This window comes from Rhizobium sp. L1K21 (assembly GCF_024055895.1).
Taxonomy (GTDB): Bacteria; Pseudomonadota; Alphaproteobacteria; order Rhizobiales; family Rhizobiaceae; genus Ensifer_A.
In genome coordinates this window covers 930,143-944,039 of sequence record NZ_JAMXLE010000001.1, presented here as the reverse complement: position 1 = coordinate 944,039, position 13,897 = coordinate 930,143, and the positions used below count along the sequence as shown (strand labels likewise).

The 13,897-nt window shown below is 55.8% G+C and carries 11 protein-coding genes; 8 read left to right on the top strand and 3 right to left on the bottom strand.

Annotated elements, in window-relative coordinates; translation table 11 throughout:
- Positions 1-89: 89 nt before the first annotated feature.
- The 3 genes from NHF56_RS04460 (at position 90) to NHF56_RS04450 (ending at position 4,324) form a co-directional block, all read left to right on the top strand.
- Positions 90-767 carry a hypothetical protein gene (locus tag NHF56_RS04460; protein ID WP_252801928.1) on the top strand — a complete coding sequence of 226 codons (678 nt, stop codon included), beginning with the start codon at positions 90-92 and terminating at the stop codon, positions 765-767.
- 126 nt (positions 768-893) lie between these two features.
- Positions 894-1,826 carry a ribose-phosphate pyrophosphokinase gene (locus NHF56_RS04455; RefSeq protein ID WP_252801926.1) on the top strand — a complete coding sequence of 311 codons (933 nt, stop codon included), beginning with the start codon at positions 894-896 and terminating at the stop codon, positions 1,824-1,826.
- Between the two features lie 230 nt (positions 1,827-2,056).
- On the top strand, positions 2,057-4,324 hold the full coding sequence (locus NHF56_RS04450) for a methyl-accepting chemotaxis protein (RefSeq protein WP_252801924.1): 2,268 nt from the start codon (positions 2,057-2,059) through the stop codon (positions 4,322-4,324).
- Positions 4,325-4,419: 95 nt separating this feature from the next.
- Here the strand turns inward: NHF56_RS04450 and adh are convergent, their stop codons facing one another.
- Positions 4,420-5,928 carry an aldehyde dehydrogenase gene (gene adh, locus NHF56_RS04445; RefSeq protein WP_252801923.1) on the bottom strand — a complete coding sequence of 503 codons (1,509 nt, stop codon included), beginning with the start codon at positions 5,926-5,928 and terminating at the stop codon, positions 4,420-4,422.
- 226 nt (positions 5,929-6,154) lie between these two features.
- Complete coding sequence (locus NHF56_RS04440) at positions 6,155-7,108, bottom strand: helix-turn-helix domain-containing protein (protein WP_252801921.1); 954 nt, start codon at positions 7,106-7,108, stop codon at positions 6,155-6,157.
- 448 nt (positions 7,109-7,556) lie between these two features.
- Between NHF56_RS04440 and NHF56_RS04435 the strand changes: the two genes are divergently transcribed.
- The 5 genes from NHF56_RS04435 to pth all read left to right on the top strand — a co-directional run bounded on the left by NHF56_RS04435 (position 7,557) and on the right by pth (position 13,514).
- A complete protein-coding gene (locus NHF56_RS04435; protein ID WP_252801918.1) occupies positions 7,557-8,171 on the top strand; it encodes a 50S ribosomal protein L25/general stress protein Ctc in 615 nt (204 codons plus the stop codon).
- Positions 8,172-8,435: 264 nt separating this feature from the next.
- The gene (locus NHF56_RS04430) at positions 8,436-10,757 is read left to right on the top strand and encodes a putative bifunctional diguanylate cyclase/phosphodiesterase (protein WP_373456248.1); all 2,322 of its coding nucleotides are present in this window, start codon (positions 8,436-8,438) and stop codon (positions 10,755-10,757) included.
- Positions 10,758-10,770: 13 nt separating this feature from the next.
- Entirely contained in the window at positions 10,771-11,700 is a 930-nt protein-coding gene (locus NHF56_RS04425; RefSeq protein ID WP_252801917.1) for an ABC transporter substrate-binding protein, read from the top strand.
- Entirely contained in the window at positions 11,697-12,458 is a 762-nt protein-coding gene (locus tag NHF56_RS04420; RefSeq protein WP_252801914.1) for an ABC transporter substrate-binding protein, read from the top strand. The genes NHF56_RS04425 and NHF56_RS04420 overlap by 4 nt, the downstream gene beginning before the upstream one ends.
- Positions 12,459-12,815: 357 nt before the next feature.
- Positions 12,816-13,514 carry an aminoacyl-tRNA hydrolase gene (pth, locus tag NHF56_RS04415; RefSeq protein WP_252801912.1) on the top strand — a complete coding sequence of 233 codons (699 nt, stop codon included), beginning with the start codon at positions 12,816-12,818 and terminating at the stop codon, positions 13,512-13,514.
- Positions 13,515-13,545: 31 nt separating this feature from the next.
- Here the strand turns inward: pth and clpS are convergent, their stop codons facing one another.
- A complete protein-coding gene (gene clpS, locus NHF56_RS04410; protein ID WP_252801910.1) occupies positions 13,546-13,857 on the bottom strand; it encodes an ATP-dependent Clp protease adapter ClpS in 312 nt (103 codons plus the stop codon).
- Positions 13,858-13,897: the final 40 nt, after the last annotated feature.

Below are 13,897 nucleotides of genomic sequence, written 5' to 3'. Positions count from 1 at the left end.
GTGGGTTTTGCCGTCAAAGCATTGACACGAGCCAGCCAAGGCACCAAAAATTTGCCCAACCCGGGGGCGTCCACGTGCAAATTGGCAAAATGATCCAAAAGCTCATCGCACCGCTTTTAATTGCAGCGATGGCAACGGCGTGCAGCACGTCCGAAACGCTGACGCCACCTGCCGATATCGGCAGCAGCAGCGCGCCTGACACCGCTCAGCAATTTCCCGCCAGTCAGCCGATGCAGCAGACCTCGATGGACGAAAGCCAGTTTCCGGCGGCCCCTGAGCAGCAAGAGCAGCCTATCGACCAGCAACCGCAAAATACCAGCCCCGTCCTTGGCACGCCGGGCGGCATCTCGGCGACCAACCGCTCGATTTTCCAGGCACCCGCCGGGCAGGCCGCAACGGTCTCCGGCTCAATACGCTTCCTGCCCGTCATTGGCGCACCCATTGAGGCCGTCACACCGCTTTCGCAGCAATTGGGCACGGCAGCGCGGGCGCGCGGCCTGACGCTGAAAAGCTCCAGCGACAACTCCGCAGACCATATGCTGAAGGGCTATTTCTCCGCCTTTGCCGATGGCGGCATGACCACGATTGTTTACGTGTGGGACATACTCGACGGAGCCGGCACACGTCTTCACCGCATTCAGGGACAGGAAAAGGTCAGCGGGACCTCTGCCGACAACTGGTCGATCGTGCCTGCCACGACAATGCAAAAGATCGCCAACGAAACAATCAGCGCCTATATCGCGTGGCGTCAAAATGCCGGTGGGTGAAACCACCTGTGAACCCTGCGGCCGCATCAATCCAACGGAAATTTCGGGCGCAAGGCTTTTGCCCCTTGCAATCGCGATGAAGGACGCTAAAAAGCGCGCATCCAGCACGAACACAGGCGGCCGAAAATGAAAGTTTTCGCAGGCAATTCGAACCGGCTTCTGGCGGAATCGATCTGTAACTATCTTGAAGTCCCCTTGGGGAAAGCCAGCGTCCGGCGTTTCGCCGATCAGGAAATTTTCGTTGAGATTCAGGAAAATGTCCGCGGTGAAGACGTTTTCGTCGTTCAGTCGACCTCCTTCCCGACGAATGACCATCTCATGGAACTGCTGATTATCATCGATGCGCTTCGCCGTTCCTCGGCACGGCGCATTACAGCGGTTCTTCCCTATTTTGGCTATGCCCGACAGGACCGCAGAGCCTCCGGCCGCACGCCGATCTCAGCCAAACTGGTCGCCAACCTGATCACCGAAGCCGGTGCTGACCGCGTTCTGACCCTCGACCTTCACGCAGGCCAGATCCAGGGCTTCTTCGATATCCCGACGGACAACCTGTTTGCAGCCCCCGTATTGGCGCGTGACGTCAAGGAACACTATGACCTGAAAAACGTCATGGTTGTTTCACCCGACGTTGGCGGCGTTGTGCGTGCACGCGCGCTTGCCAAACGCATCGACTCTCTCCTGGCCATCGTCGACAAGCGCCGTGACCGACCAGGTGAATCCGAAGTCATGAACATTATCGGCGATGTCACCGGCAAGGACTGTATTCTGATCGATGACATCGTGGATTCTGGCGGCACGCTTTGCAACGCGGCCGATGCGTTGCTCGCCAATGGCGCCACCAGCGTGACCGCCTACATCACCCACGGAGTTCTTTCCGGCGGTGCCGTAGCCCGCGTTTCCAGCTCCAAGTTGAAGGAACTGGTGATAACAGATTCCATTCAGCCCACCACGGCTGTGCAGTCGGCCCACAATATCCGCGTGATCTCCACTGCGAACCTGCTCGGCGAAGCAATCAACCGTACCGCAATGGAATCGTCCGTCTCGAGCCTCTTCGATTAAAATTAGTAAAAAATCGACAAAAATACATTGGGCTGGAGCAGCATGCTCGCAGCCCATTGTTTTTTATCTGGAAATTCCGCTGATGCCAATTTTTCGGCGGTTGCTATGCAACCCTGGCGCTCTCTGTCGTTGAATTCTGATAACCTAAAATTAGTGTTTTGAACCCCATTTGGTCGCAATACGGAGTTTTTCGTCATTGTGATGCTGCAGCATCGTGGGGGATTTGGAATATGACTACGAAAGCAACTCAGTTTAGCAAGTTGATGCCGCACTCGGTCAAGGCAAAGTTTGCCGGGCTTGTGATTGGCGCAACGCTGGTCTCGTGTTTGAGCGTCGGCGCAATCAGCTACTATGAAGGCCGGCTCGGCCTGATCTCTGCAAGCCAGTTGCGGCTGGAGACGGAAGCCCAGACGAAGGTCAAGGATCTGAAAAGTTTCGACAGGCGCCTGGAACAGGTTCTGGCGGAGATTTCGCAGAACGCATCGATCGGCGATGCAGCAAAATCTATCCCCACCTCCATGCAATATGAGCGTGACGACGTTTTGAAGGCTTTTCAAGACCCGGCTATGAATGAAGAAGAGCGCGCAGCGTTTAGCGGCGCGTCCCTGAAGCTGCTCTATGCAACACAGCATGCGGCAATTCACGGCACACTCTACAACGCTTGGAAAAACGCCAATCTGTCTGAAATCTACGTTATCGAGCCTGAGGGAACGATCTTCTTCACGATCACCAAAGGTGCTGACTTCCTGACCTCGGTGAACGATCCGGCAAACGCAAGCATCAAGGCGGTGGTTGACGCCGCCAATGCGGGTGGCCTTGAAGACGTGCACAAGAGCGGCTTTTCGCTGCAGCCAAACGGCAAGGTTTCGGCATTCGTTTCCCGTCCCCTCGTTGTTTCGGAATGGGGTCAGCAGAAGCGGCTCGGCACAATGGTCGTGCGGATCGATGCCGACAAGCTTGCAAATGTCATAGGCGGCGAAGACGGCGGGGAGGCACTCGACAGCGCCTTCATTCTCGGCGCAGATGGAACTCTGCTGGCAGGCCAGATTGACAAGGCCGGTGACAAAACCGCTCCAGCAGCGATCGAAACAGCTGCCAAGGCAGGCGAAACCGGCACAGAATTCGCCGAAACCTCAGAAGGCAACGTCTTCTTCTCCTATCTTCCCGTTGAATTGGTGGGCGAACAACATCTTCTGGCCGTCGGACAGACCGAGGACAAGGTTCTCGCCGCCGCCCAGGATCTGGCAAAGCTGGCATTTTCGGCCACGCTTGCTATTCTTGTCATCATGGGTCTGATTGGCGTATTCGTCGCCTCCCGCCTCACCCGCCCGCTGACCAAGCTGGCTGCGCTGATGAACCGCCTCAACGAAGGCGACAAGGCGATTGAGGTCGACGGAACCGAGCGAAGCGACGAAATCGGCACCATGGCCCGTGCGCTCGAAAGCTTCCGACAAAGCGCGGTCGACAAGGACCGCATGGAGCACGAGGCCGAAGAAACAAGCCAGCGTGTTGAATCCGAACGCAAGAACCGCGAAATCGAAAAAGCCCGCAGCGCCGAAGAACTGCAGGCCGCCGTCTCCGCACTCGGCACCGCCTTGAAGGCACTTTCTTCCGGCAAGCTCGACATCCAGATCGAAACGCCGTTCGTGGCACAGCTCGATCAGCTTCGCCTCGATTTCAACAATTCCGTCAAGACCTTGGAAGAGACGATCCGCTCGATCGGCGCGTCCGTCGATACCATCCGGGCCGGCTCGGGTGACCTGCGCAGCGCCTCGCAAGACCTTTCCGACCGCACCGAACGTCAGGCAGCATCGCTTGAAGAAGCAGCGGCTGCACTGGCCGAAATGACGGATTCGCTGCGCAACACCCTCAACCGCTGCGAAACGGCAAACCAGATGACCGGCCAGACACTGGAAGGCACTTTGGCCTCCGGCGTTGTGGTCAAGGATGCCATCTCCGCCATGCAGCGCATTGAAGAATCGTCCGCTGAAATCCGCAAGATCATCGACGTGATTGATCAGATCGCCTTCCAGACCAACCTTCTGGCGCTCAATGCCGGTGTGGAAGCGGCCCGCGCAGGCGATGCCGGTAAGGGTTTTGCGGTCGTGGCACAGGAAGTGCGCGAACTCGCACAGCGCAGCGCGGAAGCGGCAAAGAACATCAACTCGATCATCGAGAATTCGGCTTCCGAAATCTCCAACGGCGTTGGCCTCGTCCTCAAGACGGGTGAAAGCCTCGGCGAGATCGAAGAAAACGTGAAGGCCATCAGTGGCCATATCGGCGCCATTGTCGAAGCATCGCGTGATCAGTCTGCTCGACTGGGCGAAATCAACTCTACCGTCAACGCGCTTGACCAGGTGACCCAGCAGAACGCTGCCATGGTGGAAGAAACGACCGCTTCCGCACACAGCCTCGATGGCGAAGCCTCAAACCTTGCCGAACTCGTCTCGCGCTTTTCTGTCACGGGCAACGCAAGCTACAGGCAGCATGCAGCCTGAACCCAACTGTCAGTTTGAAATGCAAACCGGGCCCCAGCGGCCCGGTTTTTTGTTGGCCAGATAGAAACCACTCAGAAGCGATTTCTCCTCAGCGCTTAGAAGAAGCCCAGCGGTTTCGCGCTATAGCTGACCAGCATGTTCTTGGTCTGCTGGTAATGATCGAGCATCATCTTGTGGGTTTCGCGACCGATGCCGGATTGCTTGTAACCGCCAAACGCGGCGTGGGCAGGATAGGCATGATAGTTGTTCACCCACACACGACCCGCTTCAATGTTGCGTCCAAAATTGTAGCAGCGGTTCGCATCGCGGCTCCACACACCGGCTCCCAGACCATAGAGCGTATCATTGGCAATCTGCAGCGCCTCTGCATCGTCCTTGAATGTGGTGACGGAGAGAACCGGGCCGAAGATTTCCTCCTGGAAGATGCGCATCTTGTTATGGCCGCTAAACACGGTCGGTTTCACATAGAAACCTTCCGCCAGATCGCCCTCAAGCACATTGCGCTCACCACCGGTCAGCAGTTCGGCCCCCTCGCCTTTGCCAACTTCGATATAGGAGAGGATCTTGTGCAGCTGTTCGGAAGACGCCTGTGCGCCAATCATCGTTGACGCATCCAGCGGATTGCCCTGAACGATGGCATTGACGCGTGCAAGCGCCTTTTCCATGAAGCGATCGTAGATCTTTTCATGAACCAGCGCACGGCTCGGGCAGGTGCAAACCTCGCCCTGGTTGAGCGCGAACATGGCAAAACCTTCCAGCGCCTTGTCCAGATAGTCATCATCTTCCGCCATGACATCGGAGAAGAAGATGTTGGGCGATTTGCCACCCAGCTCCAGCGTCACCGGTATGAGGTTCTGCGATGCATATTGCATGATCAGCCGACCGGTGGAGGTCTCACCCGTAAATGCGATCTTGGCAATACGCGGGCTGGAGGCCAGCGGCTTGCCGGCTTCAAGGCCGAAACCGTTGACGATGTTGAGAACACCGGCCGGCAGCAGGTCCGCGATGATATCCATCAGCACAAGGATGGAGGCCGGCGTCTGTTCGGCAGGTTTCAGAACGATGCAATTGCCGGCGGCAAGTGCGGGCGCAACCTTCCAGGCAGCCATCAGGATCGGGAAGTTCCAAGGGATAATCTGGCCGACCACACCGAGCGGCTCATGGAAGTGATAGGCGATGGTGTCGTGGTCGACTTCGCCGATTGTACCTTCCTGCGCGCGGATCGCAGCGGCAAAATAGCGGAAATGATCAATCGCCAGCGGAATATCAGCGGCCATCGTTTCGCGGATCGGCTTGCCGTTGTCCCAGGTTTCAGCCTGCGCAATGATTTCGAGATTTTCCTCCATGCGGTCCGCAATCCGGTTCAGAATGCGGGCGCGTTCGGTGGTGGACGTCCGCCCCCAGGCCACCTTTGCAGCATGGGCCGCATCAAGCGCCAGCTCGATATCCTTTTCATCCGAGCGGGCAACTTCGCACAACAGTCCGCCATTCACCGGTGTTGTATTCTCGAAGTAACGACCAGCGACAGGTTCGCGCCACTCGCCACCGATGAAGTTGCCGTAACGAAGCTTGAATGGTGTTTCCACGATCTTCTGGTGAAGCATGTCTTTCCTCCTCAAAGAGCTCACAATTGAACTGGCGCCCAATTTGAAGGTCGCGCAGAAAAACAAAAGTGGGGCGAATGAAGCCGGAATTTAATCTGTCGCAAGGCTGATACAATTTAAGCGACACGCGACATCATCCAGCAGCGCAAAAAAAAGCTCCCCACGCCGGGGGAGCATCAAGATGGGAGGAGAAGTGGTTTTGAAAATGCCTTTGGGGGGGCAGGACCTAATTCAGGCCCAGCCGTCTGATCTTGCGGTGCATGGTGGCGCGGCTGATACCGAGTTTGACGGCAGCACGTGACACATTGCCGTTTGCCCGCGACAGTGCCTGGCGGATGGCGGCGCGCTCTGCATCCTCCAGCCCCTCAGCATCGTCGCTCGCCACCTCGCCCAGAAGATCAGCCGCCGGAAGACCCGCGGAAATTCGCGAATCGTCCAGTTTCAAGGCAAGTCGCGCCGCCCGGTTTGCACCAAGCACAATGTCGTGCCGGTCAACGGCAATCAGTGCGTTAGGGCCGGAATGACTGACCATCACGATGCGCGCATGCGGAAAAGCCCGGCGAAACAGGTTGGTTTCAATGCGCATTGCACAATCCCGCACCGCGCTGGACAGGATGGACATGGTGGCTTCCACCGTGTCGTCACGACAGGTGGAGATATCAAGCGCTGCTCGTATGCGGCCATTGTGGTCGCGGATCGGTGCGCCTGCACAGCTGAGATTGATATTTGACGAAAGAAAGTGTTGGTCTCGGTAAATAGTCGATGCCCGCTGGTCGGCAAGGGCCGTTCCGATCCCGTTGGTGCCGACGCTTTCCTCGCTCCAGAGCGTGCCCGACCACAGACCGAAGTCGCGAAAATCCTTATCGTCGCCGATTGCGCCGCGCCGATCCAGAACAACGCCGTTTTCATCCGTCAACAACACGCAGAAGCCGGATTGCGCGGTCATTGAGAAGAGACGATCCATTTCACCTGTCGCCTCTTCAATCACGAATGACGAACGCTCACGCACATGATGAAACTCGCTTTCGCCCAGCCGCTGAGGCTCGCGCGCCACTTCGGGCGCCAGTTTGTGCTGGCTGACACAGCGCCGCCAAGATGCGGCAATTGGCGAGCTCGCAGCAGCAGACGAATGCTCCGCTGTGGAGTAAACGCGATCGGCATGTTTTTCTGAATCCAACATTTGCTCCTCCCAAAGCAATGGAGAATACCCATCCGGTTAAACACACTGAGCGAAAACAACCCGGATAGACTTACAAATACCATCGACTGTGCTTTTTGCAGAATGATACTTTAGCGCAATCTGCCCACCGAAACTTGACCCGGATCAAAAATGCGACAGTTTCGACCAAAAACTGCAGCCATCCGTCACAAAAGTTTCGTCTCGTCGCCACGGAAATCGCTTCACCAAGATGAGCATACGGGGCTACACCCCTTGAGATTGCGCATTTTCAGACGCTTTGAGCGCTTGCAAAAACCGGACGACTGCGTTATGAGCCCGCATCCGTCTGGACACCCTTGGAGGCAAGGCGGTCAAGCAGAGTGTATTCTCTTGCTTCAAATCGGCTCATTTTGTGGAACGCAAGACTGCAAATTGGCCGGTTTCTCCAGTACATTCGAAAGGAAAGACCATGAGCCACGCATCATACGAGCTCAAGGCCGAAAAGCGCGAACGGGTTGGTAAGGGGTCCTCCCGCGAACTTCGCCGCAACGGCCGTATCCCTGCAGTTATCTACGGTGACAAGAAAGACCCCCTTTCCATCACCCTTCCCTACAAGGACGTGACGCTGAAGATCCACAATGGTGGCTTCATGACGACGATCGCGACGATCGACGTTGATGGCGAAAAGATCTCGGTTCTGCCGAAGAGCTACCAGCTTGATCCGGTTCGCGACTTTACCATGCATGTCGACTTCCTGCGCGTTTCTGCAAACACACAGGTAACGGTTGCTGTTCCGGTTCACTTCATCAACGAAGAAAAGTGCCCCGGCATCAAGATCGGCGGCGTGCTGAACATCGTCCGCCACGAAGTGGAGTTCCACTGCCCGGCCAATTCCATTCCGGAATTCATCGAAGCAGACTTGGAAGGCTTCAAGATCGGCGAAGGTATTCACATTTCGCACATCAAGCTGCCGAAGGGCGTAACGCCGGTCATCACCGACCGTGACTTCACCATTGCTACGATTGCTACCCCTGCTGGCGGCGTCAAGGAAGAGGAAGAAGTCACAACCGAGACCGAAGAATAATAGCTTCTCGGCTCAGCTCATCATCGAAAGCCCGTACGTCAGTGCGGGCTTTTTTTGTTACACTCACGACGCTTGGGTAAAGTTTGGCTTAACCACGAGACAACAGAGCACCCGAAAAAAGGCTCTCTTCAGCTTCATTTAAGAAAAAACTGTCATATTACCGTCGCATAAAAGCACGAATCGGAACTGAAGCCCCTGATGCCAGCGATGCAGACACACTCGGTTGAAAATCGATTTATCATAATCGTGCTCGCGGCATTGTTCGTGTTCGTCGCACCTCTGTTTGCCCTGTTTTACTTCCTGACCGCAGAACGCGCCTTAAGCGAGCGCGTCAACCGCGCCGAAGTCACCATGATGGCAAACGCCCAGGCACTCGGCAAACCGCTTTGGGATTTCGACGTGGAGAGCGTCAACAAGATCGCCGCCTCCATTGTTTCCGACAACGACATTCTGGCTGTGCGCGTCATCGACAACTCTGGCGGTATCGATGTCCAGCTGCCCGAAACCGTGGATGTGGCCGATGCAGGCGAAATCCGGGTCCTGCAGACGGATATTCAGTACGCCTCCATTGATGGCACCAAACATGTCGGCTTTCTGAAAATCACGATTGGTGCCGGCGGCTTTCTGTCGCTGATCCACTTCCGCGAACTGGCCTTCATGGGCATCTTCGCATTTGCCGTGGTGATCCTTTCTGCCGCCGCAATCATCGCCAACCGGATCACGATCATACGTCCGCTTTTGAAGCTCACAGAAGCCATCAGCGCAACGCGGCATCTGGGCTCTCGCCACCGTGTCGATTGGGACTCATCCGACGAGATGGGCGTTTTGGCGAAAAATTTCAATGATATGCAGACAGAACTCGAGCGCGAGGAAATGCAGCTTCGCTCTGCCCATGCTCTCGTTCAAAGCGTCTACAATCAGACCCCAGCCATGCTCTATTCTCTGGACGCAGCCGGCGACATATCCGCCGTCTCGGATTATTGGATTCTCGCAACCGGTTACCAGCGCCACGAGGTCATAGGCCGCCCCTTCCAGGACTTCGTTGCCAAGAAAGCCCTGAGCGCCTACCGCCGTCGTGCCAAACCGGCCATTGGTGCCGGTGCGACACCCGGCGTCACCGTGTCCTTCCTCTGTGCCAATGGCGAGACGATCGACGTTCTGATCCGCGAAACAGCTGCACTTTCGGAAAACGGCCAATTTCAGTCTCTCTCGGTCATGACCGATGTGACGGAGCTGAAGGAAGCGGAAAACCGCAATCACCGGCAAGCCATCACCGACCATCTGACAGGGCTTTTGAACCGCCAGGGTTTTGAGATCACGCTGGACGAAAAAATCGCCGAAACCGACCAGAAAAACGAGGAACTGGCCTGCCTCTTCATTGACCTCGACCGCTTCAAATGGGTCAACGACAATCTGGGACATGCCGCCGGTGACGCAGTGCTGCGCGAAGTCTGCAAACGTATCACCAATCAGATCCGTCCCACCGACACGGTTGCAAGGATCGGCGGCGACGAATTTGCAATTCTGGTCCCCGCCCGCGATGTCAAGGCAGCGGCGAGCAACATAGCCGAACGTATAATCGATGCTCTCGAAGAGCCGTATGTGCTGGAAAACAATGTCGCGAGCCTCAGCGGCAGCGTCGGCATTGCGCTTTATCCCGCCCATGCAAAGAATGCCGCCGAACTTCTGCAGAAGTCGGACATGGCGATGTATGAACGCAAACGCAACGGCAAGAACGGCACCCAGTTTTTCTCCGACACCTTGTCCGACATGGCTCGCGTACGCTCAGAGCTTGAACGCGATATTTCCGATGCGCTCGAAAACGATTGGTTTGAACCGTGGATGCAGCCGATCGTGAGCCTGAAGACCGGCCAGGTTGTCGGCTTCGAGGCGCTCATGCGGCTTTGCCATCCCATGCGCGGCGTTCTCCCGCCGGCCGATATCATTGTCGCCGCCGAAGAGAACGGCACCATCCACGCGATCGGCGACAGGATTATGGAAAAGGCGGTGGAATACATTGCCCGAATACACAAGATGCCCGGTTTCGAGAAGTGCCGCACAGGTATCAATATCTCGCCCTTGCAGATAACCCCTGACCTGCCGGCCAAGTTTTCGGCATACCTCATGAAACATAATGTTGCACCGAGCTCCATCGTGCTGGAAATCACCGAGGCGGTGCTGATGCAGGAAAACCCGGAAATCTTCCGTGTGCTCGATATCCTGCGCGACTCAGGTATGAACCTCGCCCTCGACGACTTTGGAACCGGTTATTCATCGCTCAGTTATCTGCACCGCTTCCCGGTCAACGTGGTCAAGATCGACAAATCGTTCATAAGGGCATTGACCCCCGAAAGCGCAATACTGCGCGACAAAAGCTATCTCTTGCTGGAAGGCATTTGCACGATTGCGCATCAGATCGACTGTGATGTTGTAGCCGAAGGGATAGAGGATGCAGCAATAGCCGACCTTCTTGCAAAGATGGGCATCGATTTTGTGCAGGGCTTTCACTTTGCCAAACCGATGAGCATTGGTGATGTCGAAAACATCTATGGGTCTGAGAAGCAGCGTCACATAGCCGCAAATTAAGAGGGATGGCCGAATGAAGACGGGTGCAGACAAGGAATTTTCCTCCACGCCGTCTTCGCCTGGCATCGAAGAACCGCATCGCCATGAATGGACGCCGGAAACCGCTCGTCCCCATAAATGGCGCAGAAAACATCCAGCAACCGCGGGCCGAACGGGATATTCAAGAATTCCGCCGCCTGCAGCAAAGATGGAACCACACATGAAAATGAAATCCATATTTGGCTTGAAGACAGCCGTTTTCTGCGCGGTATCATTGGTGTCGGCAACACAAGGCCATGCAGACGACAAGCTGCAGATTCTGACGGAAGATTACGCGCCGATGAACTTTCTGCGCGATGGCAAGATCGTTGGTGCCTCCACCGAACAGGTGGAGCTGCTGCTCGAACGTGCGAAGATTGATTATTCGCTCGAAATGGTGCCCTGGGCGCGCGGCTACGCCCTGACACAGAACGAAAAAAACAATTGCCTCTACAGCACAGCACACACAGATGAGCGCAACGCCAAGTTCAAATGGGTTGAACCGCTCGTGGTCACAAGTTCCGTGCTGATTGCCAAGGCCGGATCGGATATTCACCCCCTGCGGGTGGAAGACGCCTGGCAATATACGGTCGGCACCCAGCGTGCGGATGTGACCTATGACCTGCTGGTATCGTTCGGCTTTCCGAAAATAGACATTGCCGCAAATTTTGACATGACACTCAAGAAGCTGCTGGCCGGGCGGATTGACCTCATGGTCGCATCCGACGGCTTTTTCCGGGATGCAAAGGAAAACGGTGCCGACATCGAGATCGCATTCGTCTTGAGCCAGCAGATCAACTCCATCGCCTGCGGAAAGAAGGTTCCCGACGAGGTGATTACTAAGATGCAGACCGCCTTGGACAGTCTGATAGCCGACGGCACGCAGGAGCAAATTCTCAAGAAATATGGGATGGCGATCGAATGATGATGAAGCGCAAATGTAAATACGCCACCACATTCGCTGCATTGATCGGCTTCACGGCCTTGTGCGCGGGGCACAGTCCAACTCTTGCCGCCGAAAAGATTCATCTGGTGACAGAACAATATGCACCGTTCAACTATTCCGAAAACGGCGTCCTGAAAGGACTGACAGTCGAACTGGTCGAGGCCGTCATGAACGACGCCGGTCTCGAATACGATATGCATATCATGCCTTGGGCGCGCGCTATTGCGCTGGCGGAAAACAAGGCCGACCACTGCGTGTTTGCAACCGTTCATACCAGCGAACGCGATAAACGTTTCAAATGGGTCGAGCCGCTCGTCACGGCCAGAAATTATCTGACGAAATGGACAGGCAGCGACGTCCACGCCGAAACCATAGAGGAAGCCACTCAATACCTGGTCGGCTCACAGCTTGGCGACTACACGGTCGATGTGTTGAAGAGCAAGGGCTTCGAACGTTTGGATATCACATCGGAAATCGATTTGACGCTCAACAAACTCATCAAGGGCCGTATTGACCTCATGCCAATGGCCGATGCCATGTTGAAAGAAAAACAGGCTGCAGGCATTCCCATCGAACCGATGCTGGTCTTGACCAAAGTCATCAACAGTGTCGCTTGCAACAAGGACATGTCCGATGACGTCATTGCCAAAATGCAGGCAAGCCTCGACAGGATAACGGCAAACGGTACCAAGGCCGCTATTTTCGACAAATACGGCTTCTCACACGATAACTTTTAACAGCCTCAATACTGCCTGACGACTTGACAGACGCGGTGGTATTGCTGCTTTTCGGCGATAAACGCGGTCTAGAGCATCGAGCGATAATATTGAGCCATTCTGCGGCAAGGAATTTCCGTCAGGATCGAGGACTTTACCGAAGGCTGTACCCTTAGGTACAGTCGAGGTGAAGGCCGACGATGATGGCGGAAATTCGTGCCGCCCGACGGGTTGGCCGAAACCGGCCCGCCACAGCGTCGAAGGGTTTGACTGTAGCTATGGCTACAGCCTGCACCCTTCTCCTCGTGGAACGAACCGGTTTGGGCCAACAGAATGGCTCAATATTATCGCCCGATACTCTAAAACGGTCAGAAGCAGATGAAGATTATTGCAGGGCTCGGCAATCCGGGCGCAAAATACGCTGGCAACCGCCACAATATCGGCTTCATGGCCGTCGATGCGATCCACCGCAAGGGACCGTTTGGAAGTTGGTCGCGAAAGTTCAAGGCGGAAATCGCAGAAGGCGAAGTCGACGGCGAGAAAGTGCTGCTGATGAAGCCGGACACCTTCATGAACCTCTCCGGAGAAGCCGTTGGTGAGGCCATGCGCTTTTACAAGCTCTCGCCGGCAGACATCATTGCCATCCACGACGAGCTGGATTTGCCGCCCGGCAAAGTGCGCATCAAGACAGGTGGCGGCCATGGCGGACATAACGGCCTGAAGTCGCTCGATGCGCATTGCGGCAAGGACTACAAACGCCTGCGCCTCGGCATCGGACATCCGGGTGCCAAAGAACTGGTGCACAACCACGTGCTGGGTGATTTCTCGAAGGCGGATCAAGCCTGGCTCGATCCGTTGCTGGACGACATTGCGTTGAATGTGGGCCTGCTTCTGGAAGGTGATGGCTCAAAGTTCATGAACAAGCTTGCAGGTCCTGCAGACCACAAGAAAAAGCCTGAGCCAAAGCCGGCCGCAAAGCCGAAGTCGCATATTCATCAGGCCCGCAACGCCAAGCCGAATATTCCCGAAACCGGCCCCATGGCCGAAATGCTGAAGAAGATGTTCGGCAAGGGCTGAATATTATCGCCCGAAGCTCTAGGGTCAGGACCTATTCTTCCGGCTCTGTCTCGAACATCAGCGGGAAACCGCTTTCCTTGGCCATGTCGATCGCTTCGCTCGCCTTGGTTTCCGCAATATCGCGCGTGTAGACGGCAACCACGCAGGACCCTTTCATATGGGCCGTCAGCATCACATGATTGGCAGCACTTTCGCCCATGCGGAAGACGTAGTTCAGGATCAGCACAACAAACTCACGCGGCGTGTAGTCGTCGTTGATCAGGATCACCTTGTAAAGCTTCGGCTTCTCGATCTTTGGCTTGGTGACGGTGTTCGGTTTGATGATCGTGTCTGGCTTGGCCATGAAAAGGCTCCCACACAAAGGTATTTGCGGCTGAATTCAT

Bases quoted from the DNA above. Each gene is read 5' to 3' on its own strand.
- NHF56_RS04460 (WP_252801928.1), top strand. From the start codon at position 90: ATGATCCAAAAGCTCATCGCACCGCTTTTAATTGCAGCGATGGCAACG.
- NHF56_RS04420 (WP_252801914.1), top strand. From the start codon at position 11,697: ATGATGATGAAGCGCAAATGTAAATACGCCACCACATTCGCTGCATTG.
- pth (WP_252801912.1), top strand. From the start codon at position 12,816: ATGAAGATTATTGCAGGGCTCGGCAATCCGGGCGCAAAATACGCTGGC.
- NHF56_RS04450 (WP_252801924.1), top strand. From the start codon at position 2,057: ATGACTACGAAAGCAACTCAGTTTAGCAAGTTGATGCCGCACTCGGTC.
- clpS (WP_252801910.1), bottom strand. From the start codon at position 13,857: ATGGCCAAGCCAGACACGATCATCAAACCGAACACCGTCACCAAGCCA.
- NHF56_RS04455 (WP_252801926.1), top strand. From the start codon at position 894: ATGAAAGTTTTCGCAGGCAATTCGAACCGGCTTCTGGCGGAATCGATC.
- NHF56_RS04425 (WP_252801917.1), top strand. From the start codon at position 10,771: ATGAAGACGGGTGCAGACAAGGAATTTTCCTCCACGCCGTCTTCGCCT.
- adh (WP_252801923.1), bottom strand. From the start codon at position 5,928: ATGCTTCACCAGAAGATCGTGGAAACACCATTCAAGCTTCGTTACGGC.
- NHF56_RS04440 (WP_252801921.1), bottom strand. From the start codon at position 7,108: ATGTTGGATTCAGAAAAACATGCCGATCGCGTTTACTCCACAGCGGAG.
- NHF56_RS04435 (WP_252801918.1), top strand. From the start codon at position 7,557: ATGAGCCACGCATCATACGAGCTCAAGGCCGAAAAGCGCGAACGGGTT.